At 67.6% G+C, this 23,059-nt stretch carries 21 protein-coding genes; 6 read left to right on the plus strand and 15 right to left on the minus strand.

Annotation, left to right across the window (positions count from 1 at the left end; all coding sequences use genetic code 11):
• Positions 1–58: 58 nt before the first annotated feature.
• Genes ABQF13_RS20695 through ABQF13_RS20715 form a run of 5 tightly spaced genes read right to left on the minus strand, consistent with a single transcriptional unit; the run spans position 59 to position 5,546 of the window.
• A complete protein-coding gene (locus ABQF13_RS20695; RefSeq protein WP_448394654.1) occupies positions 59–1,078 on the minus strand; it encodes an acyl-CoA dehydrogenase family protein in 1,020 nt (339 codons plus the stop codon).
• Entirely contained in the window at positions 1,075–2,220 is a 1,146-nt protein-coding gene (locus ABQF13_RS20700) for an acyl-CoA dehydrogenase family protein (protein WP_448394655.1), read from the minus strand. Before ABQF13_RS20700 ends, ABQF13_RS20695 begins: the two co-directional genes overlap by 4 nt.
• Entirely contained in the window at positions 2,217–2,996 is a 780-nt protein-coding gene (locus tag ABQF13_RS20705) for a crotonase/enoyl-CoA hydratase family protein (RefSeq protein WP_448394656.1), read from the minus strand. The genes ABQF13_RS20700 and ABQF13_RS20705 overlap by 4 nt, the downstream gene beginning before the upstream one ends.
• Entirely contained in the window at positions 2,993–4,411 is a 1,419-nt protein-coding gene (locus ABQF13_RS20710) for an aldehyde dehydrogenase family protein (protein ID WP_448394657.1), read from the minus strand. The genes ABQF13_RS20705 and ABQF13_RS20710 overlap by 4 nt, the downstream gene beginning before the upstream one ends.
• Positions 4,412–4,427: 16 nt before the next feature.
• On the minus strand, positions 4,428–5,546 hold the full coding sequence (locus ABQF13_RS20715; protein WP_448394658.1) for a zinc-binding dehydrogenase: 1,119 nt from the start codon (positions 5,544–5,546) through the stop codon (positions 4,428–4,430).
• 242 nt (positions 5,547–5,788) lie between these two features.
• Between ABQF13_RS20715 and ABQF13_RS20720 the strand changes: the two genes are divergently transcribed.
• Both ABQF13_RS20720 and ABQF13_RS20725 read left to right on the plus strand, forming a co-directional pair.
• Positions 5,789–6,373, plus strand: a complete 585-nt coding sequence (locus ABQF13_RS20720) for a TetR/AcrR family transcriptional regulator (RefSeq protein WP_427073673.1) — start codon at positions 5,789–5,791, stop codon at positions 6,371–6,373.
• Entirely contained in the window at positions 6,370–7,593 is a 1,224-nt protein-coding gene (locus ABQF13_RS20725; RefSeq protein WP_427073674.1) for an NADH:flavin oxidoreductase, read from the plus strand. The genes ABQF13_RS20720 and ABQF13_RS20725 overlap by 4 nt, the downstream gene beginning before the upstream one ends.
• Here ABQF13_RS20725 and ABQF13_RS20730 read toward each other — a convergent pair.
• A complete protein-coding gene (locus ABQF13_RS20730) occupies positions 7,565–9,157 on the minus strand; it encodes an acyl-CoA synthetase (protein WP_448394659.1) in 1,593 nt (530 codons plus the stop codon). The genes ABQF13_RS20725 and ABQF13_RS20730 overlap by 29 nt on opposite strands.
• A gap of 123 nt (positions 9,158–9,280) precedes the next feature.
• Between ABQF13_RS20730 and ABQF13_RS20735 the strand changes: the two genes are divergently transcribed.
• Both ABQF13_RS20735 and ABQF13_RS20740 read left to right on the plus strand, forming a co-directional pair.
• Positions 9,281–11,179 carry a flavin-containing monooxygenase gene (locus tag ABQF13_RS20735; protein ID WP_448394679.1) on the plus strand — a complete coding sequence of 633 codons (1,899 nt, stop codon included), beginning with the start codon at positions 9,281–9,283 and terminating at the stop codon, positions 11,177–11,179.
• Positions 11,176–12,063: an SDR family NAD(P)-dependent oxidoreductase gene (locus ABQF13_RS20740; RefSeq protein ID WP_448394660.1), complete on the plus strand. Its 888-nt coding sequence runs from the start codon at positions 11,176–11,178 to the stop codon at positions 12,061–12,063. The genes ABQF13_RS20735 and ABQF13_RS20740 overlap by 4 nt, the downstream gene beginning before the upstream one ends.
• A gap of 48 nt (positions 12,064–12,111) precedes the next feature.
• Here ABQF13_RS20740 and ABQF13_RS20745 read toward each other — a convergent pair whose 3' ends face one another.
• A complete protein-coding gene (locus ABQF13_RS20745; RefSeq protein ID WP_448394661.1) occupies positions 12,112–12,726 on the minus strand; it encodes a Dabb family protein in 615 nt (204 codons plus the stop codon).
• A complete protein-coding gene (locus ABQF13_RS20750; protein WP_427073678.1) occupies positions 12,719–13,060 on the minus strand; it encodes a hypothetical protein in 342 nt (113 codons plus the stop codon). The genes ABQF13_RS20745 and ABQF13_RS20750 overlap by 8 nt, the downstream gene beginning before the upstream one ends.
• A gap of 100 nt (positions 13,061–13,160) precedes the next feature.
• Between ABQF13_RS20750 and ABQF13_RS20755 the strand changes: the two genes are divergently transcribed.
• Positions 13,161–14,399 (plus strand): NADH:flavin oxidoreductase, encoded by a 1,239-nt coding sequence (locus ABQF13_RS20755; protein ID WP_448394662.1) that lies wholly within the window; start codon positions 13,161–13,163, stop codon positions 14,397–14,399.
• Here ABQF13_RS20755 and ABQF13_RS20760 read toward each other — a convergent pair.
• From ABQF13_RS20760 to ABQF13_RS20785, 6 genes are all read right to left on the minus strand, one after another.
• Positions 14,327–15,271, minus strand: coding sequence for a LipP1 family hormone-sensitive lipase (locus ABQF13_RS20760; protein ID WP_448394663.1), 945 nt, complete (start codon positions 15,269–15,271; stop codon positions 14,327–14,329). The two genes, ABQF13_RS20755 and ABQF13_RS20760, sit on opposite strands and share 73 nt — an antisense overlap.
• On the minus strand, positions 15,268–16,095 hold the full coding sequence (locus tag ABQF13_RS20765; protein WP_448394664.1) for an IclR family transcriptional regulator: 828 nt from the start codon (positions 16,093–16,095) through the stop codon (positions 15,268–15,270). Before ABQF13_RS20765 ends, ABQF13_RS20760 begins: the two co-directional genes overlap by 4 nt.
• Before the next feature lie 131 nt (positions 16,096–16,226).
• The gene (locus ABQF13_RS20770) at positions 16,227–17,693 is read right to left on the minus strand and encodes an FAD-dependent oxidoreductase (RefSeq protein ID WP_448394665.1); all 1,467 of its coding nucleotides are present in this window, start codon (positions 17,691–17,693) and stop codon (positions 16,227–16,229) included.
• On the minus strand, positions 17,690–18,598 hold the full coding sequence (bphC, locus tag ABQF13_RS20775) for a biphenyl-2,3-diol 1,2-dioxygenase (RefSeq protein ID WP_448394666.1): 909 nt from the start codon (positions 18,596–18,598) through the stop codon (positions 17,690–17,692). Before bphC ends, ABQF13_RS20770 begins: the two co-directional genes overlap by 4 nt.
• 10 nt (positions 18,599–18,608) lie before the next feature.
• Entirely contained in the window at positions 18,609–19,790 is a 1,182-nt protein-coding gene (locus tag ABQF13_RS20780; protein WP_448394667.1) for an acyl-CoA dehydrogenase family protein, read from the minus strand.
• A gap of 95 nt (positions 19,791–19,885) precedes the next feature.
• On the minus strand, positions 19,886–20,200 hold the full coding sequence (locus ABQF13_RS20785) for a 2Fe-2S iron-sulfur cluster-binding protein (RefSeq protein WP_448394668.1): 315 nt from the start codon (positions 20,198–20,200) through the stop codon (positions 19,886–19,888).
• Between the two features lie 131 nt (positions 20,201–20,331).
• On the opposite strand from ABQF13_RS20785, the gene ABQF13_RS20790 reads away from it, so the two are divergent.
• Positions 20,332–21,960, plus strand: coding sequence for a flavin-containing monooxygenase (locus ABQF13_RS20790; protein ID WP_448394669.1), 1,629 nt, complete (start codon positions 20,332–20,334; stop codon positions 21,958–21,960).
• A 3-nt stretch (positions 21,961–21,963) separates the two neighbouring features.
• Here the strand turns inward: ABQF13_RS20790 and ABQF13_RS20795 are convergent, their stop codons facing one another.
• Complete coding sequence (locus tag ABQF13_RS20795; RefSeq protein ID WP_448394680.1) at positions 21,964–22,794, minus strand: alpha/beta fold hydrolase; 831 nt, start codon at positions 22,792–22,794, stop codon at positions 21,964–21,966.
• Positions 22,795–23,059 lie beyond the last annotated feature (265 nt).

A 23,059-nucleotide genomic window follows, 5' to 3' on the forward strand; every position in this document is an offset into this window, starting at 1 on the left:
GGCACGCCCGGGTTGGCACCGCGGTGCCCGTTGAGTGGAACACCGCTCGCCCGGCGGCTCAGTCGGTGATCAGGCTCCACATGTCCGCGCCCGGGCCCAGCGCCGCGTCGGTCACCTGCTCGTCCCAGTAGCGCACCGACCCGAACTCCGAGCGCCACGCCAGCGCGGCGCGGGTGAACTCGTGCAGCCGGTGTTCGAGGGTGGTGCCGATGGCACCGTGCACCTGATGGGCGTTGCGCACGACGACCGACGTGGCGTGGCCGACGCACGATCGGGCCGCCGCGACGCGAAAGCGCAGGTTCGTCGCCGCCCAACTACTGCCGACCGCTGTCGTCAACGCCGATTCGGTCGCCGCCCGGGCCAGCGCCGCCTCGGCCGCAAGGTCGGCGATCAAGTGCTGGACGGCCTGGAACCGGGACAAGGGCCGACCGAACTGGACCCGTGACGCGGCGTGTTCCACCGACGACGCGACGATCGTGTCGAGCGCCGCGCACACCTGGATCGCCCGCACTAGCGCCGATCTCAGCCACAACTGTTCGACCAGCCCGGAGTCCACCGGGACACCGTGGAGCGCGGCGACGTCGGCCTGGACGGTGTCGCGGGGTTCCCCGATCAGGTTGGTGCCGGGCGTGATCGCCAGTGCCGCGGCGTCGACGTCGGCGACGCGGTGGTCGTCGCCGTCGCGCCACACGACGACCACCCGGTCGCTGCTCGCCGCCCAGGGGACGCGGTGGGCCGTCGCGTCGTCGCCCAGCAGGCACACCGTGCGCACCGCGTCGTCGCTGCCCATTCCGTTCGCCTCGAGCAGCCAGCAGGCCAGTAGGTCGTGTTCGGCCAACGGTATTCGCACCCCGTTGTGCGCCGCGGCCGCGAGCAGTTCGGCGGCCTCGAACCAGCTCGCGTCACTGCCGCCGAACTCCTCGGCGCCGGTCAGGCGCACCAGGCCTAGATCGTCGAGGCGCCGCCACAACTCGGTGTCTCGTTCCGCTGCCTTCGCTGCCGGGGGATGGGCTTCGCGGTACTCAGCGAAGACCCCGCCCATCATTTCGATCAATGCGGGATCCACGTTCGCGCTCATCGCAGCCCCAATCCTCGCGCGATCACACCGCGCAGCACCTCGTTGGTTCCGCCGCGCAGTGTGAAGCCGGGCCGCTGGTCGACCGCGTTCGAAACCAGTTGGGCGAACTCGGGATCGGTGGCGTCGCCGGTGATGGTGTCGGCGAAGTCGGCGATGTCGCCCTCGGTGGTGGTGCCGAGCACCTTGACCACCGCCGCGGGCACATCGGCTGGCTCACGTCGCTCCAGCGCGCCCGCGACGGCGCTCGACATCTGGTGCAGGCCGGCGATTCTGGCGACCAGGCGACCGATCCCTGCGTCGCGCGGAACCTGTTGTACCGCAGTTTTTTCGGCGCACGCTCTGAGCAAGACGAACGTCGACAGGAACCGCTCGGGCCCGCTGCGCTCGAAGGCCAACTCCGAGGTCACCTGACGCCAGCCCCCGCCGATCTCGCCGAACACCATGTCGTCGGGCACGAAGGCGTCGTCGAGGATCACCTCGTTGAAATGATGTGCCCCGTTCATCGAGACGACCGGTCGGATGTCGACTCCCGACCCGCGCAGGTCGACGATGAACTGGCTCAGCCCGGCGTGTCGGTTATCCGGGTCGACGGGCGCGGTGCGGGCCAACGCGATGAACGCATGCGCGCGGTGCGCACCCGAGGTCCACACCTTGGTGCCCGACAGCGACCAGCCACCGTCGACCCGCACCGCCTTGGTACGCACGCTGGCCAGATCGGAACCGGAATCCGGTTCGCTCATGCCGATGCCGAAGAAACACTCGCCCCGGGTGATCTGCGGCAAAAACCTCTTCTTCTGCAGTTCCGTGCCGTACTTGAGCAGCGACGGCACGATCTGCCGGTCGGCGATCCAGTGTGCCGCGACCGGTGCGCCCGCAGCGAGGAGCTCCTCGGTCACGGCGAACCGTTCGACGAACGAGCGTCCGTGTCCGCCGTACTCCACCGGCACCGTCATGCCTAGATAGCCTTGCGCGGCAAGTGCTTTGGTAAAGTCTTCGTCCCATCTCGTCAGCCACGCGTCGACCGACGGTGTGAAGGCGCCCGCAGCGCGTTGCTCGGCGAGGAATTCGCGGACCTCGGTTCGTAGGGCCGCCGTCGCGGTGGCGTCGACGGCCGCGGGGGGCACCAGGCGGGGGAGCGTCACCGGGCGGTCCGCCACCGGTCGATGCGCTGTTCGTGTTCGGGGTCGCGGTGAGCCAGCGGTTGCATCGCCGCGGCCATGGCCAGCGTGGAGTCGAGTGAGCCGGTCCGCGACTCTTGCAGCAGGCGTTTGGCCATCCGCACCGCGTGCGCCGGGTTCTTCGTGATTCGGTCGGCCAGCGCGAGCGCCTCGGGGAGCAGGTCGTCGTGCGGCACGACGCGGCTGACCAGGCCCCACTCCAAGGCGGTGGCCGCATCGATGCGGTCGCCGGTGAACGTCATCTCTGCGGCGCGCTCGAAGCCGATCGCCCTCGGCAGGAACCAGGTGCCGCCGTCGCCCGGGATGATGCCGATCTGCACGAAGCTCTCGGCGAACGAGGCCCGCTCGGAGGTTACCCGGATGTCGCACATCATGGCCAGGTCGCAGCCCGCCCCGACCGCGGGACCGTTGACCGCGGCGATCAACGGGACCTCCAGGCGACCGAGTGCGCGCGGTATCCGCTGGATTCCGTCGACGTAGGCACGCCGCTGGTCGAGGGCGTCGAGGCCGAACATCCCGGTGCGATCGGCCATTTCCTTGACGTTGCCGCCCGCGGAGAAAATCTTGCCCGCGCCGGTCAGGACCACCGCGCGCACGTCGATGTCGGCGTTGGCCGCGTCGACGGCGGCCTCAAACGCCGAGATGAAGCCCTTGTCGGTGATCGCGTTGCCGACCCCGGGCAGGTCGATGGTCCACGTCTGTGTCGCACCATGAGCGGCGATGTTCAGCGGTGTGCTCATGACGGCAACTGTAGGGACTTGGTCTGCAAGAATTCCTCGAAACCCGCGCGGCCCAGTTCCCGGCCGACACCGGACTTCTTGTATCCGCCGAAGGGGGCGACCGGGTTGTACATGCCGCCGTTGATGTCGAGTTGTCCGGTCTGCACGCGGCGGGCGAACGAGATGGCGGTGTCGAGGTCGGGACCCCACACCGCGCCCGCGAGCCCGTAGGGCGTTCCGTTGGCGATGGACAGGGCGTCGTCGGGGTCCCGAAACGGGATCACCGCGAGCACCGGTCCGAAGACCTCCTCCTGGCCCAACTCGGAGGCGGGGTCGACGTCGCCGAACACGGTCGGTGCGACGTAGTAGCCGGTGTCGCGGACGGTCTCGGATCCGCCGATGAGCAGCCGGGCGCCGTCGCTGCGCGCGCGGTCGATGAACCCTCGCACGGATTCGAATTGCGCGGCCGAGGCCAGCGGGCCGACCCGGGTGCCGGGATCGGACGGGTCGCCGACGGTGTACTTGGCGGCGGCAGCGGCGATCAGTTCGAGGGCTTCGTCGTAGCGCGACTGCGGCACCAGCATCCGGGTCCACGCCATGCAGGTCTGTCCGCTGTTGAGGAACGCGTTGCCCACGCCGACCTTCACCGCCGTGGTCAGGTCGCCGCCTTCGAGGATGACGTTGGCGGACTTGCCGCCCAGTTCGAGGGCGACCTTCTTCACCGATCCGGCGGCCAGCTCGGCGACCCGACGGCCCACCGCGGTCGACCCGGTGAACGACACCACGTCGACGTCGGGATGCGAGGCGATGCGCTCGCCCACCACGGATCCGCGGCCCGACACCAGGTTCACCACACCGCCGGGAAGTCCGGCTTCTTCCACCGCCTCGATGAATTCGAACACCGACAGCGGGGCCTCGTTGCTCGGCTTGAGGACGACGGTGCAGCCCGCCGCGATCGCGGGCAGTACCTTGGCCACCACCTGGTACAGCGGGTAGTTCCACGGGGTGATGGCGCCGACGACACCGTACGGCTCGCGCAGAACCACCGAATTGCCCACGCGCTTTTCGAAATCGAAGGAGTCGAGGACGTCGGCGAAGCCGCGGGCCACCGCCAGCGGAACTTTGGTTTGAACGCCCTGTGCCACGCGCACCGGGGCGCCCATCTCGCGGCTGATGGTCTCGGCGATGTCGGGTAGCCGCTTTTCCATCGCGGCGATGACGCGGGCCAGGCGGTCACGTCGCTCGGCGAGGGTGATCAGCGGATCGAAGGCGCGGCGGGCGGCGGCCACCGCCGCGTCCACATCGCTGGCCGTTCCGTTGGGCACGCAGCCGATCACGTTCTCGGTGGCGGGGTCGACGACCTCGATCACGTCGCCTGCCGACGGCGTCACCCACTGCCCGTCGATGAACAGCGTTTTGCGGGTGTAGTCGTGCATGGATCTCCTCAGGCGATCAGGGAACGATGCTGGCGCGCACGTCGCGCTTGTGCTCAGCGGCGGCGAAGGCCTCGTTGATGTCGTCGAGCCGATACTGCGCGGCGGCCAGCCGGTGCAGGGGGAGGGTGTCCTGGTGCTGTTCGAGGAAGGTCAGCGCCCGCGACAGCACGGCAGGGTCATACAGCGACACCCCGACCATCGTCTTGTTGCCGAACACGAACCGCGACGGGTCGAACTCGAACGTCTTGCCGATGTTGATGTTGCCGATCTCGACGTAACGACCGAACTGGCCCAGCATCTTCAGGCCCTCATCGATCGCCGCGGGGTGGCCGACCACCTCGACCACCACGTCGGCGCCCTGCCCGTCGGTCAGCTTCCGCACGATCTTCGTGCGGTCCTTCACCGTCGCGGCCTCGTTGATGTCGATCACCTCGTCAGCACCGAAAGCCCGTGCCAGCTCGAGCCTTTCCGGCACCCCGTCGATGGCGATGACGCGGGCCGCACCGCGGGCCTTGGCCACCGCCACGGCGTAGAGGCCCAACGCGCCGGCGCCCTGCACCACGACGAACTCACCGAGCTGCTGGTCGACCCGTTCCAGCCCGTACATCACCTGCGACAGCGCGCAATTCGCACCGGCCGCCACATCGTCTTGCAGGCTGTCGGGCACGGTGTACAGCACCGCGCCTGCGGGCAGCAGGAAGTAGTCGCCGTAGCCTCCGACGAAGTACGGCGGCTCGTCGGCGCGGCCCAGCATAGCCATCTTCAGGTTGAGGCAGGCGTTACGCCGACCCGCCAGGCAGTTTCGGCACGTATGGCAGACGAAGAAGTACGGGAACACCACGCGGGTGCCCACCGTCAGCGGCGCGCCGTTGGAGTCCGCGGAAACGCCGTCCCCGAGCGCCGCCACCGCACCCACCATCTCGTGGCCGAGCACCGTGGGCAACTGGCCGCCGAGCCCGCCGGTAGCGAAGGTGCCGTGCCAGGCATGTACGTCAGAGCCGCAGATGTTGGTGCGGCTCACCTTGATCAAGATCTCGCCCGGCCCCACCTCGGGCAGGCTGACCGTCTCGATCTCGAACGGCTTGCGCGGTTCGTCGAAGCGGGCAATACGCCCCTGGAACGGCGCAACGGTCACGGTTCGTGGTCCTCTCGGGTTCACCTATGGATGCGGTTCGCGACCTGCTTTCGGTCCAGGCGCTGGCCGGACGCTCGTGCGCGCGGACGGCATCGTTCGCACGGTAGTGGAGATCGCATGGGCGCCGGGCGAGGGCTTCCCGCCCAGCGGTCACTGTGGGATGCGGTGCCCCGTTGCCACAAAGCCAATCACTGTTTCAATCGCCTATTGAAACAGTGATTGCATCGTGTTTTCATAAGTGCGTGGCCATCACCAAGAACGACACCCGCCAGCACCTGTTGGCGGTCGCGGAGCGTCTGCTGCTCGAGAACGGGTACGAGAACGTGTCGATCCGCGCGGTGTGCACCGCGGCCGGAGTCAATACCGCCGCGGTGCACTATCACTTCGGATCGAAGGCGGAGTTGGTCTCGGCGCTGTTGGAGTCAAGGCTCGGGCCGCTGTGGGAGGACGCGCTGACGTCGCCGGCGGCCTCCGACATCAGCGTCGCCGATGCCGTACGCGTCGTTGTCGAACCGCTCGTCGGCCTTGCTTCTGATCCCGCCGGCCGGCTCTACCTGCACCTGTTGTCGCGGCTCCTGTTGTCCCGCAACAAACTCCGTTGGACGGAACGGTGGTTCTCGATCACGCCCTGGGCGGAGATGCTGCAGCACCACGTGGCTGGCTTGACCGCGAACGAGGCCGCGCACCGATGGATGCTGGCGTTCGAATTGATCTTTACGCAGTTCGGTGATCCGCTCGCAGGAGACCGACGGTTGTCCCCGCGACAGGTGCGGACGCTGCAGGAGTTCGTCACGGCGGGACTCGTCACGCCGGCGGTGGCCCGGTGAATGCCGCCGCGCCCGACGTGTTCTCGGCCGTCACCCTGGGCCCGGTGACGCTGCGCAACCGGGTCGTCAAGGCGGCGACCTTCGAATCGCGCACGCCCGACGGCGCGGTCACCGACGCCCTGATCGACTACCACCGCGAGCCGGCCGCAGGTGGTGTCGGGATGACGACCGTCGCGTACTGCGCGGTCTCGCCGGAAGGCCGGACGGAACGCAACCAGATCTTGATGAAGCCGGATATGGTGCAACAACTTCAGCGGCTCGCCTACGCGGTGCATGCCGAGGGGGCCGCGGTGTCCGCCCAACTCGGCCACGCTGGACCGGTCGCCAATGCCGCCTCGAATGGATTTCCGGCGTTGTCACCCAACAGGCTGTTCAGCCCGTTGTCGATGAGTTCGACACGCCGTCCGGACGCCCTCGAACTCGCCCGGATCGTCGCGGATCACGCCCGCGGCGCGGTCGTGGCCGCGGATGCCGGTTTCGACGCTGTCGAACTGCACTTCGGACACAACTACCTGGTCAGTGCGTTCTTTAGCCCGTTGCTGAATCGTCGTCGCGACCACTATGGAGGCTCGCTGGCGAACCGCGCACGGCTCGCTCGCGAGATCGCGATGGCCGTGCGGGACTCGGTCGGCGACCGCATCGCGGTGACGGCGAGACTCAACATGGACGATGGTGTCCCTGGCGGTCTGCGCATAGAGGAGAGCCTGCAGATCGCCCGGTGGCTGCAGGACGACGGCGCACTCGACGCTTTGCAGTTGACGGTTGGCAGCTCGCTGCTCAACCCGATGTACTACTTCCGGGGCGCCGCACCCCGCAACGAGTTCGCACGCGTCTTCCCGGCTCCGCTCAGCTGGGTGATGGCGAGCGCAGGCCGGTTCTTCTTGCGGCAATATCCGTTTCGAGAGAACTACCTGCTCGACCTCGCCAGGCAGTTCCGGCATGAGCTCACGATGCCCTTGATGTTGCTCGGCGGCATCACCGGACGAGCCGCCATGGACGCCGCCATGGCCGAGGGCTTCGAATTCGTCGCGATGGCCCGGGCGCTGCTTCGCGACCCCGGGCTGATCAACCGTATTCGCGCCGATCCCGGAACCAGGTCACTGTGCACGCACTGCAACAAGTGCATGGTGACGATATTCGACCAAACCCATTGCGTGCTACGGTCATTCGGAGTTGACTCGGAGACGAAGTTCAGCGATCGGCGTGCTGCTCCGCGCTGAAGCGTTCGCGCAGCACACGTTTGAGCAGCTTGCCGCTCGGGTTCTTCGGTAACGCGTCGACGAAGAAGACCTGTTTGGGTGTCTTGAACCCGGCCAGGTGCTCCCGGCAGTGACTCAGCAGCTCGTCGGCGGTCAACACGACACCGGCACGAGGAACGACCGCTGCCGCCACGGCTTCGACCCACACGGGATGCGGCAGGCCGAACACCGCGACTTCCTCGACGCCGGCGTGGCGGTACAACACGTCCTCGACCTCCCGGCTGGCGACGTTCTCGCCGCCGGTGTTGATCATGTCCTTCTTGCGGTCCACCACGTGCAGCAGCCCGTGCTCGTCGTAGTAGCCGAGATCACCGGAGTGAAACCAGCCGCCGCGGAACGCATCCGCCGTCTTGGCTGGGTCGTCGAGGTAGCCGAGCATCAAGTGCGGGCTGCGGTGCGCGATTTCACCCACCACACCGGCGGGCACCGGGTTGTCGGCGTCGTCGAGGATCGTCGTCTCCACGTTGACCACCGGCCGTCCGGCCGCGCCCGCGTGCGCGTCCTGTTCGTCGGGCCCCAACGCCGAGGCCAGCGGCGCCAACTCGGTCTGGCCGTAGAAGTTCCACAGTCGCAGCTCCGGCAGCCGCTGGCGCAGCTCGGCGAGGATCTCGGTGGGCATCGCCGACGCGCCGTAGTAGCCCTTACGCAGGCTGGATAGGTCCACCTCGTCGAACACCGGTGAGCGCAGCAGCGAGATCCACACCGTCGGCGGGGCGAAATAGTTGGTGACGCGGTGACGCTCGATCGCCCGCAGCACCAGATCCGGGTCGGGCCGCGGCACGATGATGCTGGTGGCGCCCAAATAGATGTCGGTGGCCAGGAAGTTGTCCAACTGCGCGCAGTGGTAGAGCGGCAACGAATGGACCTCGATGTCATCGCCGGCCATCGAGCCGGCGACGATCGTGCTGACGTACTGCCAGATCAGGCTGCGGCTGGAGTGCATGACCCCTTTGGGCCGCGACTCGGTGCCGCTGGTGTACATCAGCCTCAGCAGTTGGTCATCGTCGATGTGCGGTGTCGGTGCGGGCGAGGTGGTGGTCAACCACTGCGCGAAGTCGTCCCATCCCGGCGGCGCCGCTTGGCCCGCCGGGATCAGCGCCGCGGTGGTCGTGACCGCACCACCTGACCTCATGGCCTGCTCGGCGGTCGGTGTGAGCTCGGCCTCGACGACGAACCCGGTTGCGTTGCAGTGGCCGAGGATGTAGGCGATCTCGTCGGCGGTGAGCATGAAGTTGATCGGGACCAGCACCACCCCGGCGCGCGCCGTCGCGAACGCCAGTACCGCGTACTGCCAGCAGTTGCGCGACAACAGAGCCAACCGGTCGCCTGGCCGAAACCCGTTGTCGTGCAACGCAGCCGCCGCCCGGTCGACGACATGGTCGAATTCGGCGAAGCTCAACTGCCGATCGCCGTCGATGATCGCGGTCTTGTCCGGGTGTCGACGGGCCGACCGACGCGGGATATCGCCGAGGCTGTGGCTGCGCGCCTGCGCGATCACGGCGTTGACATCCTGCACCTGTTGCATGCGCCGCAGCGTAAGCCCAAACCGCCGGGGCCGGCCGGTTGGTGTCCCGCTCAGTAGGCCACGCGATGTCCAAGCGCCCGGTTCGCGCCGATACTCGTCGGTGTGACGACTGATGCGCAAGCCATGACGCCGGTACCGGTCGATGCGGCCGAACTCAGGGCGCACCTGCACCAGGCGGACCCCGGGGTACTGGTGGCGGTGCTGGCGCAGCTGACCGGCGATCCGACGGTCGCCGACCGGTTCGGCCCCGCAATCTCGCATGTACCCGATCCGCCCGAGCGCGCCGGCGTCACCGACGCCGACACCATGGCGGCTCTGGTCAGCGCGATCGTCGACGCGTTGGACACACCGCGGGCACCGGACGCGCCGGCGGCCGACGACCCGGAGTTGTTCACCCGGCTGCTGCCCATCGCGCTCGGCTCCGACGTCGACGACGAGTTCGTTCCGCTGCTGCTCGAGCAGGGCGGCTTTCAGCTTTCGCAGCCGACCTTGCCGCGCACAGTGCCGATCCCGGAGACGATGACGGTGGCGATCATCGGCGCCGGGCTGGCCGGCATCATCACCGCGCTGTCGGCGGCCGACGCCGGAGTGAGCTACCAGATCTTCGACCGCAACGACGAAGTCGGCGGGACCTGGCTGACCACGAGGTACCCGGGCATCGGCGTCGACACGCCCTCGGCCTACTACTCGCTGTCGCGGGAAGTGAACCCGGACTGGACCAGCTACTACCCCGAAGGCGGGGAATATCAGGCGTATCTGGTGGCCCTGGCGGACAAGCACGGGCTTCGTCAGCACACCCGGTTCGGCACCGAGGTGGAGGCGCTGTGGTGGGACGAGGATCGCCGCCAGTGGCAGATCCATTCGGTCGACCGCGACGGCAAGCGTGAGGTGACCTACGCGCGGGTGGTGGTCACCGCGGCCGGCTATCTGAACCGCCCGCGCTGGCCCGATGTGCCCGGCCGGGACACGTTCTCTGGCACCAGCATTCACTCGGCCCTGTGGGATCCGTCGCTGGACTTGGCGGGCAAGCGGGTGGCGGTGATCGGTGCGGGCTGCACCGCGGTGCAGATCGTGGACGCCTGCGTCGACGACGTCGAGCACCTGACCGTGTTCCAGCGCCAGCCGCACTGGGTGGCACCGCGCAAGCGACTCTCCGACGATGTGCCCGAGCACCGCCGCGTTCTGGGCCGTCACCTGCCGTACTACGCGAACTGGCATCGGCTCAAGTCCTACTGGGGCACCGCGGACAACAACTACCCGGTCATCGTGCGCGATCCGGAATGGGCCGAAAAGAACCTGTCCATCTCCCCGGCCAACGACGTGCTGCTGCAGATATGCCTGGACTACATCAACCAGACCTTCGGCGAGGGAACCGAACTGGCGAAGAAGGTCACACCGGATTTCGCGCCGTACGGCAAGCGGATCGTGCGCGACCCGGGCGGCTACTACGCGGCGCTGACCCGCGACCACGTCGACGTGGAGGCGGCCGAACCCGCCGAAGTGAATCCGAAAGGCATTGTCACCCAGGATGGTCGGCAGATCGATCTCGACGTGATCATCTACGCCACCGGATATCACCTGGACTTCCTGTCCACCATCGATATCCGCGGCCGCGACGGGCACACCCTGCAGCAGGAGTGGGGCGACAGCCCACGGGCCTACCGCGGCGGCACGGTCCCCGGGTTCCCGAACCTGTTCATCAACTCCGCACCCAACTACAGTCCCGGCCACGGCGCGGGTGCGAACTTCTCGATGGAGGTGATGGCGCACTTCATCATCGAGTGCCTGCAGCTGATGGCGTTGCGCGGCGCGACCACCATGGAGGTGACCCGACAGGCGTACGAGGAGTATGTGGCCGACATCGACGAGACGATGTCGCAGACGGTGTGGTGCCACACCCCCAATGCCCACACCTACTACCGTTCGGGTTCTGGACGCGTGGTGGTCGCCTCGCCGTACCGGTTAGTCGACGTGTGGCACCAGCACCGCGCCCCGATCGAAGACCACTTCACGCTGTCATGAGCAAACATCTTGCCGGGAGAACGGCATTGGTCACCGGCAGTAGCCGGGGGATAGGTCGCGCTGTCGCGCAACGTCTTTCGGCCGAAGGAGCGACGGTGGTGGTGACCGCGCGCTCGTATCAGCCGTCGGCGTCGGTGCGCGGCGCGGCCGCGGCGGAACTGCCGGGCACCATCGGTGAGACCATCGAGCTGATCGAGGCCGCCGGCGGCACGGCGATCGGCATCGCCGCGGACCTGGAGGATCCGCAGCAACGCGCAGACCTGGTGGACGCGGTGCTCGAGCGCACCGGGCGCATCGACATCCTGGTGAACAACGCGGGTTTCGCGGACTACGCCCTCGTCGAAGACATGTCGATGGAGACCTTCGACCGCACGGTCGAGCACTACCTGCGGGCACCGTTCGTGTTGACGCGTGCGGCGATCCCGCACATGCGGGAGCAGGGTGCCGGCTGGATCGTCAACATCGGGTCGGTCACCGGGGTCGCGCCCGTGCGGCCCTACCGGGAGTACAACAAGACTTCCGGCGACGTCGTGTACGCGTCGATGAAGGCGGCGCTGCACCGGTTCACCCAGGGGGTGGCGGCCGAGTTGCTCGACGCCAACATCGCCGTCAACTGCGTCGGCCCGTCCACCGCGATCCGCACCCCCGGCGCCGCATCGCTGATCCCCGAATCCTTTCCGACCGAGCCGGTGGAGTACCTCGCCGAGACCGTGCTCGCGATGTGTCACCTGCCGGCGGCCGAACGTACCGGGCTGGTGGCGTTCAGCCTGCACTATCCGTGGTCGCAAAGCTTACCGGTGCACAGCCTCGACGGCCGAACGGTATTGCCGCCGCTGGAACCGCCGGCCACGGCCAACCCGAACATCAAACCGGCCGGCATGTAGTGATTTCGGTGCCCAAACCTGCGCTCAGCGATGGTTTGCGCACCGAAATCACGCGTAGCGGCAGAAGCTGTGGCAGACGCGGTCGCGCACGATGACGTCGGGGCATTCCGGGTCGAACCAGCGGTCCACGTAGGCCCAGTGAATCGGGTGCATCAGGTAGGGACCCATCAGGCCGTCGGCGTCGACGAAGCGTTGCTCGAACACATGGGTCCACGGCGAGGTGCCGATCGCCGACCCGACACGGCTCAGCTGCCACGCCGTGATCGTGTCGACATATCGCGGCATGAGCTCCAGGTCGGCCTCGAAGCGTTCGACGACGGCATCGGATGTGCCCGGCGCCACCCGCAGCAGCAGCGTCCGGTAGACGGTGGCCGGCGTGGACGACTCCGCGACGGTCATGGTGCCCGAATACGTCACACCGTCGACGTGGTGGACCGCCGGGTCCTCGAAGATGCCCTCGAATCGCGTTGCGGCACAGTCCCACTGGGCGCGGTCGGTGAACCGGAGATGCGCGAGGATGTCGCCGCCGTTGCGGGATCCGGGCAAGGTCGGTTCGACGACGGCGTGCGCGACGCCCGTTTCCGATGCGGCGGTGCGAATCGCGCGCACCAACCGGCCGCGGTCTTTTTCGTCGGCGGTGAGCAACCGCGTCACGCTAAACATCGCCCAGCCCGTCGACGTCGTCAGCCGCGGCCGCGACGTCGCGGGTCCGCTCCACGATCAGCTCGGCGATGCCGTCCCACCACTGGCCCAGCGACGGGTCCGGCCGCCCTTTCCACGTCATCTCCCACCAGGCCCGCGGGTTGGGCAGCGTCCAGGTCACGGTGACGACGTTGGATCGATCCTCGAACCAGATCGGCGGGCTGACCAGCACGCTGCGCAGCGTCATGCCGCGATCCCGGGCCCCTGGCGCGTATTCGGCCAGGTAGGTGTCGACGAACCGGCGCGCGCAGCCGGGCCGGGTGATGACGCGGTCGATGACGTAGACGGCGCCCATGGGGCCGACGATATTTCGAGCGGCTGGGCAGGGTGTCGTCCGCTCCCACCCATCGGGAAAGATCCATTCGGATAGCCGACTCGGACGGCATCGTGGTGCCATGGACCCCTTCGCCCCCGCTCGACTTGGGCCGGTCACGTTGCGCAACCGCGTGATCAAAGCCGCGACCTCGGAGGGACGATCCCCAGACGGGCTGGTCACCGATGATCTGATCGCGTTCCACCGGGCCTACGCCGACGGCGGCGTGGGGATGACGACGGTCGCATACTGCTGCGTGTCGCCGGAAGGTGCGAGCGCGCCCGGACAGATCGTGATGAGCGACGCCGCACTGCCCGGCCTGCGCAGGCTCACCGCCGCCGTTCACGATGCGGGCGCGGCGATCTCGGCGCAGCTCGGTCACGCCGGCGTGGTCGCGCACAAGAAGCTCACCGGTGTGACACCGGTGGCGCCCAGCAGGTTCGTCAACCCGTCGTCGATGGCGTACTGCCGGGAGATCACCCGCGCCGAGATCGCCGAGGTCATCGACCAGTTCGGGCGCGCCGCGCGGGTCGCTGTCGACGCCGGGTTCGACGCCGTCGAACTGCATTTCGGCCATCTCTACCTGCCCAGTTCGTTCCTGAGCCCGCTGATCAACCGCCGCAAAGACGAGTACGGCGGCAGTATCGACAACCGGTCGCGGCTCGTGCGCGAGATCGCGCAGCGGGTGCGTGAAACCGTCGGTACCTCGATCGCGGTGATCGCCAAACTCGACATGGACGATGGGCTGCCCGGCAGCATCTGGGTGGACGAGGCGCTGCGCACCGCACAGCTGCTCGATGCCGACAACACACTCGACGCGATCGAATTGACACAGGGCTCTTCGGTTTTCAAACCGATGTATCTGTTCCGCGGGGACGTTCCGGTCAAGGAGTTCGCCGAAGTCATGCCGCGCGGCATGCGCGCTGGAGTGCGGCTGGCGGGTAAATGGGCGATGGGGGACTACCCGTACGAGGACCTGTACATGCTCGACGCCGCACGGCAGTTCGTTCCGGTCATGCGCAACACCAAGCTGATCCTGCTCGGCGGCATCACCAACCGCGCGCATCTGGAGACCGGTATGCGCGAGGGCTTTCACCTGATGGCGATGGGTCGTGCGCTGCTGCGCGAACCCGACCTCGTCAACAAGATGATCGCCGACCCGGACACGAAGAGCCGCTGCACCCACAACAACAAATGCATGGTGACCGTGTTCGGCCGCACACATTGCGTGCTGGATCCGGAGCAGCGTTACGGAGTGCCCGCCGCCCGCTCGGCAAGCAGCGCCGACAGTTCGCCGCAGGCCTCGGCGCGGGCCCGCTGAGCGAGGTCCAGCATCGCCATCGTGATGAACCCGTGAACGCCGCCCTCGTAGTGGCACTGTGCGGCGTGCACACCGGCCTCGGCCAAGGCGTCCGCGTAGGCCACACCTTCGTCGCGTAACGGATCGTGCCCGGCGATGACCACGACCGCCGGTGGCAGTCCCTGCAGGTCGGCGCAAAGCGGTGAGGCGTACGGATGGCTGCGGTCGGCAGGGGAGGGGACGTACTGGTCCCAGTACCACTGCAGCGCCGGGCGCGGATTGTAAAACCCTTGTCCGAACAGCTGATAGGACCTGGTGTCGAAGTCAGCGGCGATCATCGGGTACACCAGCAACTGTGCGGCCAGGGCCGGTCCGCCGCGGTCGCGTGCCATCAACGCGGTGACGGCCGCCAGGTTGCCGCCCGCGCTGTCACCACCGACCATCAGCCGTGCCGGGTCGACCCCGAGTGCGTCCGCGCGCTGCGCCGTCCACTGCGTCACCGTGTACACGTCCTCCGCGGCCGCCGGCCAGCGGTGCTCGGGCGCCAGCCGGTAATCGACCGAGATCACCACGGCGCCAAGCAGGTTGGCGAACGCCCGGCACAACCCGTCGTGGCTGTCCAGATCGCAGAACACCCAGCCGCCGCCGTGGGCGTACACGAGAACCGGTAGTGCACCGCTCGCCCCGAGGGGTCGGTAGATGCGCACCGGAATCGAACCGTCGGGCCCAGCCACGATCTCATCGGCGACCGCGCCGACCTGTTCGGGCTGGCGCGGCGGGACGAACCGTGACTTGATGACCGCTCGGGCCTCCGCGCCCGTCATCGTGTGCACGGCGGGAAATCCGGAGTCGAGCGCCTCGAGGTAACCGGCGATCTGTGGATCCAGGCTCATGCGTACTGCAGGGTAGCCGGTTCGCGTGCCGGAACGGCGCGCAGCGGCCGGATCGGCTGCAGGGTGGGCGCCACCCGTTGAGGCCCGTCTTCGACGTTGCGCCAGATGCCCATCGCGGTCATGCGGACCGGCGCGGCCAGCCGCTGGTCGAACATCATCCGGTTCATCGGGCCGCAAACCGATACGGCCGCAACGGCTTCGCCGGGGCCACCGATGGGTGCGGCCACGCATCCGAAGCCGGGCAGCGACTCTTCGCGGTCGAAGGACACCCCGCGGCCGCGTACCTTGGCCAGCTCGGCGGTCAGCTGGGCGGGCGTGCCGATCGAATAGCGGGTCTTGCGGTTGGTGAGATCGACGTCGACGTCGTCCTGGCGGTATGCCAGCACGGCCTTGCCGACCGCGGTGCAGTGCGCGGGCTGGCGTCCGCCCACCCGGGTCGGGATGGCCGCGGTCATCCGGTCGCCGATCTTCTCCAGGTACACGACGTCGGCGCCGTCGAGCACGGCCAGGTGCACGACGAGGCCCGTGGCCCGGTGCAGGTCGTGCAGCAGCGGGATCGCCGCGCGGTGCAGCCGGTCCTGGTGCACCGCGAGCGAACCCAGCTCGACGAGCCGCATGCCCAGCTCGTAGTCGCGGCCGTTGCGGCGCAGCCACCGCAACTGGACCAGCCGCTCGAGCATGCGATGCGCGGACGACCGCGGTAGGCCGGTGCGGCGCACGATCTGAGCGAGAGTCAACCGGCCGGGCCCGTCGAACGCGTCGAGGACCAGGGAGACCCGGTCGATGACGGCACTGGGGGTAGACGGTTCGACTTTCGTTGCCATGTGTCCTCCGAGACGACCAAATGTTTCTAGTCGGTATATGACTAATAGAAATATAGCAGGCTGTGGTTGATCTCACGACGAAACGACAAAAGTGGCCGCGTTCACGGCCGGAAGCGACGTCAGAAACGGGATCAGGCCTTGGCGGCGGCGCAGCCGGCGCGGCGGCCGTAGAAGCTGCCGTCGCCCAGGGACACGCCGCTGGCGTAGCCCCAGGCGGCCAACCCGGCCGTGCATCGGCCGGCGGCGAACAGCCCGGGGATCGGCGCGCCGCCGACGTGCAGCACTTCGCCGTCCAGGGTGGTGTGCAGCCCGCCCAGCGTGAAGCCACCGGTGCTCTCGCGCAGGTCGATGGCGCCCACCGGCGAGCCGATCGGTCTGAGCCACTGCGCCTTTTTGTGCAACAGCGGATCCTCACCGCGTTGCGCGCCCTCGTTATAGGCGCTCACGGTTGCTTGCAATGCGCCTGGGGCGAGGCCGATTTCGTGTTCGAGTTCGGCGACGGTCTCGCACACCCACGTCGGCGGGCGCAACATCAACTGCGGCGACAACGAGGCCATCGCCTCGTCCTGCGCGTCGCCGTCGATGATCAGGTAGGCGGTGTTGTCCTGGTGGTAGAGCGTGAGTTGTCCGACCCGGCCCGGGTAGGTGTCCTCGGCGACGTAGCGCTGTCCGCGGGCGTTGACGAGTATGCCGCGCACCAGCTGTTGCGGGTCGATGAAGATGGCCACCTCGGTGGCGTCCATGTGCGCCAGGTCCGCACCGAGCGCCTGCGCCATCCGAATCGCCTGGCCGTCGTGCTGCTCGATGGACGCGGCCGGGCGGCCCGCGATGCGCGGTGCGTACCGCGCCACCATGGCGTCGTTGTAGGCGAAGCTGCCGGTGGCGAGCACCACGCCGCGGCGGGCGCGGATCGTGGCCTCGGCGCCGTACTGGCGCGCGCAGATGCCGACCACCCGACCGTCGGATTCGACGACCAGGCGCTGCACCCGCACGTCATAGATCGCCCGCGCGCCCGCCGCGGTGGCGGCCTCCACGAGCGGCTTCATCAGCATGAAACCCGCGCTGGCCTCGCCTTGCTTCTTGTTCGACATCTGCGGCACGTGGCCGCGCGGTGCGGGTTCGGCGATCGTGTTGAACGGGTAGGAGTTTTCGCCGCCGCTGTACATCAGGCCCTCGTCGCCCATCGGCTCCCAGCCCGGTTCGGCGAAGAACTCCGGTTTGAACACGACGCCGCAGTCCACCAGCCAGTCGAAGTGGCCGACGCTGCCCGCGCAGTAGTCGGCGATGCGGTTCTCGTCGGCGCCGGGACCCATCGCGACGTTGAGAAACGCCGCCATGTTCTCGGCGGAATCGGTGAAGCCGCAGGCCTTTTGGATCGCGGTGCCCCCGCCGAGATAGATGAACCCGCCGGCCATCGATGCCGCACCGCCCCACGAGCCAGTGCGTTCGAGCACCAGGACGTCGGCACCGGCCCGGCTGGCCTCCACCGCGGCGGCGGCGCCGGCCACGCCGTATCCGGCTATCACGACGTCGGCCTCGTGGTCCCAGCTGGTGATCGACGCGGCGGGAACCGGGGTGACGTCGGCGTCGGGTGTCACGGGCGCATCGCGGCGGGTAGGTCGCTGACCCACTCGTGGCCCCAGTAGCTGTCCGCGGTGATCTCCTCTGCGGTGTAGTACGTTTCGTCGACCCGCATACCGTCGGTGCCGAACTCGATGTCCCAGTCGCCGGGTGCGCGCACGTAGAACGACACCATCTTGTCGTTGGTGTGTCTGCCCAGCGTCGAGGACAACTGGAAGCCGTCCTTGTTCACCCGGTCCAGCGCCTGCCCGACGGTGTCGAGGCTGTCCACCTCGACCATCAGGTGGATCAACCCGGGGTCGCGCAACGTCATCGCGGGACAGATCGCCAGGCTGTGGTGGCGCTCGTTGATTCCGAGGAACCGCACCCGCAGCGGACCGAACTCCGGTGGCGTCGGCACCCGGAACGCGCCGCGGGACTTGAAACCCAATGTCTCGGTGTAGAATTCGAAGAGCCCCGGCACATCCAGCGCCGGCAGCACCACATGGCCCAGCCCTTGGTCGCCGGTGACGAACCTGGCGCCGAACGGTGTGACGACGGGGCTGTGATCGAGCACCGCACCGTGGAACACCTCGGTCGACGTGCCCGCCGGATCGTCGAACACGATGACTTCCTCCACGCGGCGGGCGTCGGCCTCCTGCAATGACAGCTCCTTGACCGCGATCCCGGCGCCGGTCAGCGTGGCCTTCACCCGTTCGAGCGCGGCGTGGTCGCGCACCTCCCAGCCCACGGTGACGATCTTGTCGACGTCGCCGGGCACCACGATGATGCGCGCGGCGCGCTCGTCCATGCGCAGATACAGTGCGTCCGGGTCGGGGCCAGAGCCTTCGGCGAAGCCGAGCACGCCGAACGCGAAGTGGCGCCAGCGCTGCATGTCGGTGGCTTGAACCTTCACGTATCCAAGGCTTTTCAGATCACTCATGGCGGCCCTTCTAGATCATGGCCCGCAGCGGACCCTGCGGATCGACACCCAGCGAACTCAACGCCGAGGCGTGATAGACGGTGCCCGGCACATGGATGGCATGGGCCAGACCGGCGTGGGCGTCCCGCCAATACCGTTGCAGTGGTTTGTCCATGCGCAGCGCGTTACCGCCGGAGCGGGCGAAGATCTGGTCGACCGCCATCACGGCGCGCCACACCGCGCGGATCTGGGTGCGCCGACCGGCGGCCCGATCGGCGAAGGACACCTCCTTGCCGGCGTCGACGATGTCGTAGATGCGGTCGACGTTGGCCAGGATCTCCTGGCGCGCGGCGTTGATGTCGGCGGCCGCCTCGCCGACGGCATGCATCACATACGGATCGTCTTTGATCGCGGTGCCGCTGGCGCCGACGCGTTCCCGCTGATAGTCCAGGTGCGCGGCCAGCGCGCCCTCGCAGATCCCGATGGTGGCCGAGCTGATCCCGAGCGGAAACATCGTCGACCACGGCATCTTGTAGAGGGTCTTGGTCATGCCGGCCTCGAGCTGGGCGGTGCCGTCCATCACCTTCATGCCGTCCATCGTGCGGTACTGCGGCACGAACGCGTCGCGCACGATGACGTCCTTGGATCCGGTGCCGCGCAAACCCACCACATCCCAGGAGTCGGGCACGATCTCGTAGTCGCTACGGGGCAGGATCATGTGCAGCATCTGCGGTGGCATCAGCGGTTTGCCGTCGGCATCGCCGAGCATGGCGCCGAGGATGATCCAGTCGCATGCATCGGTACCGGAGGAGAACTGCCAGCGGCCATTGAAGAGGTAGCCGCCGTCCACCGGTTTGGCCACTCCTTGAGGCGCATACGGTGAGGCGATCCAGGTGTCGACGTCATCGCCCCACACCTCGTCGGCGACCTTCGGATCGGCGTAGGCGATCTGATAGGGGTGCACCCCGACCACGCCGTTGATCCAGCCGGCGGACGGATCCAGCGCAGCGGTGGCCATCACCGTCTCGGCGAACTCGCGGGGATGGACCTCGTATCCGCTGTGCGACTCGGGTTGCAGCAGGCGGATCGAGCCGATGGCCTTCATGCTCTTGACCGTGGCGTCCGGCAACTGGCCGATCTTCTCGGCCTCGACAGCCTGCTGCTTGAACTGGTCGGCCAGCTCCATCAGCCGGTCGAGTACGCGCTCGCTCATCTTCAAAAGGTCCTATCTGTGGGTGGACTGATTCATGGTCTACCGCAGTCGATCGCCGTTCGGGGGGCAATCCCGTTCAGCGGACTGGATTCAGCTCAATATTCGATGTGCAATTCGGCGCTGGCCGGGTGCGCCTGACACCCGAGGATCAGGCCCTCGGCGAGGTCGTCGGGCTGCAGCACAGCGCCCGCGTCCATGCCCGCGCCCATGTCCACGGCTCCCGAGACCACCGTGGCAACACACGATCCGCACCGGCCTTCGCGGCACGAGTGCGGTACGTCGAGCCCGGCCTCCAGCAGGACATCGACCAGGGTCTTGTCCGATGGCCACCGCAGCCGATGGCGCGTCCCGTCCAGGTCGACGTGGACCGTCGCGTCGACGCGGACGCGGCACACTTCGGGATGCGACATGAGGCGATCCTGTCCAGCGGTTCGCGCACTGTCGACGCGCGTGCCCGATAGCCGGGAGAGAGTCGCACCAACCGCCCGGTGACCGGGACGTCGACCGTGCAGCGGCGACGCCACCGGCCTACCGTGGCGCCGTGAGTAGCTCCGCGGGTTCGCAGCGTTCGGTGGTCGAGGTGGATGCCGTCGTGGTCGGCGCGGGGTTCGCCGGTCTCTACGCACTGCACAAGCTGCGCGGCCAGGGGTTGTCGGTGACGGTGTTCGAGGCGGCCCCCGAAGTCGGCGGCACCTGGTACTACAACCGCTATCCCGGCGCGCGTTGTGACGTGGAGAGCGTCGACTACTGCTACTCGTTTTCCACCGAGCTCGAGCAGGAATGGGACTGGTCGGAGAAGTACGCCACCCAGGCCGAAATTCTGCGCTATCTGAACTGGGTTGCCGACAAGCTGAAACTGCGCGACGGCATCACGTTCAACACCCGGGTCACGTCGGCCGTGCTTGACGAAGAGACCCTGCGGTGGACGGTCACCACCGACCGCGGCGACGTTGTCAGCGCCCGGTTCTGCATCATGGCCACCGGCCCGCTCTCGGCGGCGCTGACCCCCGACTTCCCCGGCCTGGACAGCTTTGCGGGGGAGCTGTACCACACCGCGCACTGGCCCCACGAGACCGTCGACTTCACGGGTAAACGCGTCGCGGTGATCGGCACCGGATCCTCAGGTATCCAGTCGATTCCGGTGATCGCCGAACAGGCCGAGCGGCTGTACGTGTTCCAGCGCACACCCAACTACAGCGTGCCGTCGGGCAACCGGCCGCTCTCCGACGACGAGCGGGCACAGATCAAGGCCACGTACGCCGAGCGACGCAGGCTGTCGTGGCGCAGCGGCGGCGGGTCACCGCACGTTGCCCACCCCAAGCTCACGATGGAGGCCACCCCCGAAGAACGTCGGGAGGCATTCGAAAAACGTTGGCAGCTCGGCGGTGTGCTGTTCTCCAAGACTTTCAGCGACCAGATGATCGACATGGAGGCCAACGAGGAGGCCCGCAAGTTCTACGAGGAGAAGGTGCGGGCGGTCATCGACGACCCCGAGGTCGCAGACCTGCTGATCCCTAACGACCATCCGATCGGCACCAAACGAATCTGCACCGACACCAACTACTTTCAGACGTTCAACAAGCCGCACGTGACCCTGATCAGCGTGCGCAAGACACCGATCGAGTCCATCGACGCGACCGGCATCAACACCTCCGACACCCACTACGACGTGGACGCCATCGTGCTCGCCACCGGCTTCGACGCGATGACGGGCGCCCTGGCCAAGATCGACATCGTGGGCCGCGGCGGGCAGAAGCTGCGCGACGACTGGACCGACGGGCCACGCACCTATCTGGGACTCGGCGTCGACGGCTTCCCCAACCTGTTCCTGGTGTCGGGCCCCGGCGCACCCGCGGTGCTGGCCAACATGGTGCTGCACGCCGAAGCCCACGTGAACTGGATCGCCGACGCGATCGGCTATCTCGACGCGCACGGGTACGCCGCGATAGAGGCCACGGCGGATGCGGTGGACAACTGGGTAGCCGAATGCGACCGACGCGCCGAAGCCACCTTGTTTCCGAAAGCGAACTCCTGGTACATGGGCGCCAACGTGCCGGGCAAACCGCGTGGGTTCATGTTGTTCATCGGCGGTTTCGGCGTGTACCTCGATATCTGCAACGAGGTGGCCGACGCCGGCTATAAGGGGTTCGAGCTGATCTCGGCGCCGTAACGCTCAACGGCGCGTCAAGAACCCCAGCACGGTGCTTTCGAACGCCTCCTTGGCCTCGATCATGGCCCAATGCCCGCAGTTGGGGAAGACGTGCAGCTCGGCGTTGGGGATGGTGCGCATCGGAATCAACGCCATATCAAGGGGACTCACCCGGTCGTCTCGACCCCAGGTCAGCAGCGTCGGGGCCGCCACCTTGTGCATCAACGCCCACGGCATCGGCATATCGGCGGACTTCATCATCGCCATCATCTGGGCGAACGCCTTCTTGCCGTACATGCGCCGCGCGGCCGCGAGCGTGTCCGGATCGGTCGCCAGCTGCCAGCGTTCCTCGATGAGCTGCTCGGTGACAATCGACTGGTCGTAGACCATCGAGTTGAGCCAGTCGACCAGGCGTTGGCGCGTCGGATCCTCGGTGAACTCCTGAAGAAGCCGGATGCCCTCGCTGGGTCCGGGGCTGAAGATGTTGGTCCCGATGCCGCCGATCGTGACCAGCTTGCCGATGCGGTCCGGATGGTGAATCGCGAAGTTGATACCGACACCGCCTCCCATCGAGTTGCCGACGATGTCGACACGCTCGACTTCCAGCGCGTCGAGGAACGGTGCGACCGCACTTTGTGCCGTGACCATCGGGTGCCCCCCGAAGTCGTCGCTGACCCCGAACCCGGGAAACTCCAGAATCAAACACCGGAAGTGCTCGGCGAACACCGGAAGCACTCCGCGGAAGTTGCGCCAACCGGTCACCCCCGGACCGGAGCCGTGCAGGAAGAGCAATACGGGGCCGGCGCCGGTGTCGTAGTAGCGCAACGTCCCTGAGGGCGTCTGAATCTCACGCATATTGGTCACACGACAAGCCTGCCATGCGCACCCGGGCGCGTCCGTGGAATGTTCCGCTGACCGGTTCTCCCGGTAAGCGGGACGCTCAGTGTGAGGCGCCGTGGTTCGGTGCGAACCTTTGCGTTCGGGAGACGGTTCAATCCGATCGCCCGATCACGCAGTCCTGAGGAGCGCGATGGCAAAGCCAGACGTCATCGGCGATGTTGTCGTGACGTCGTCGAAAGATGCTCGGGGTCCGGAGCGGTGGGCGGTGGGTCGCAGAAGA

This window comes from Mycolicibacterium sp. XJ879 (genome assembly GCF_053483935.1).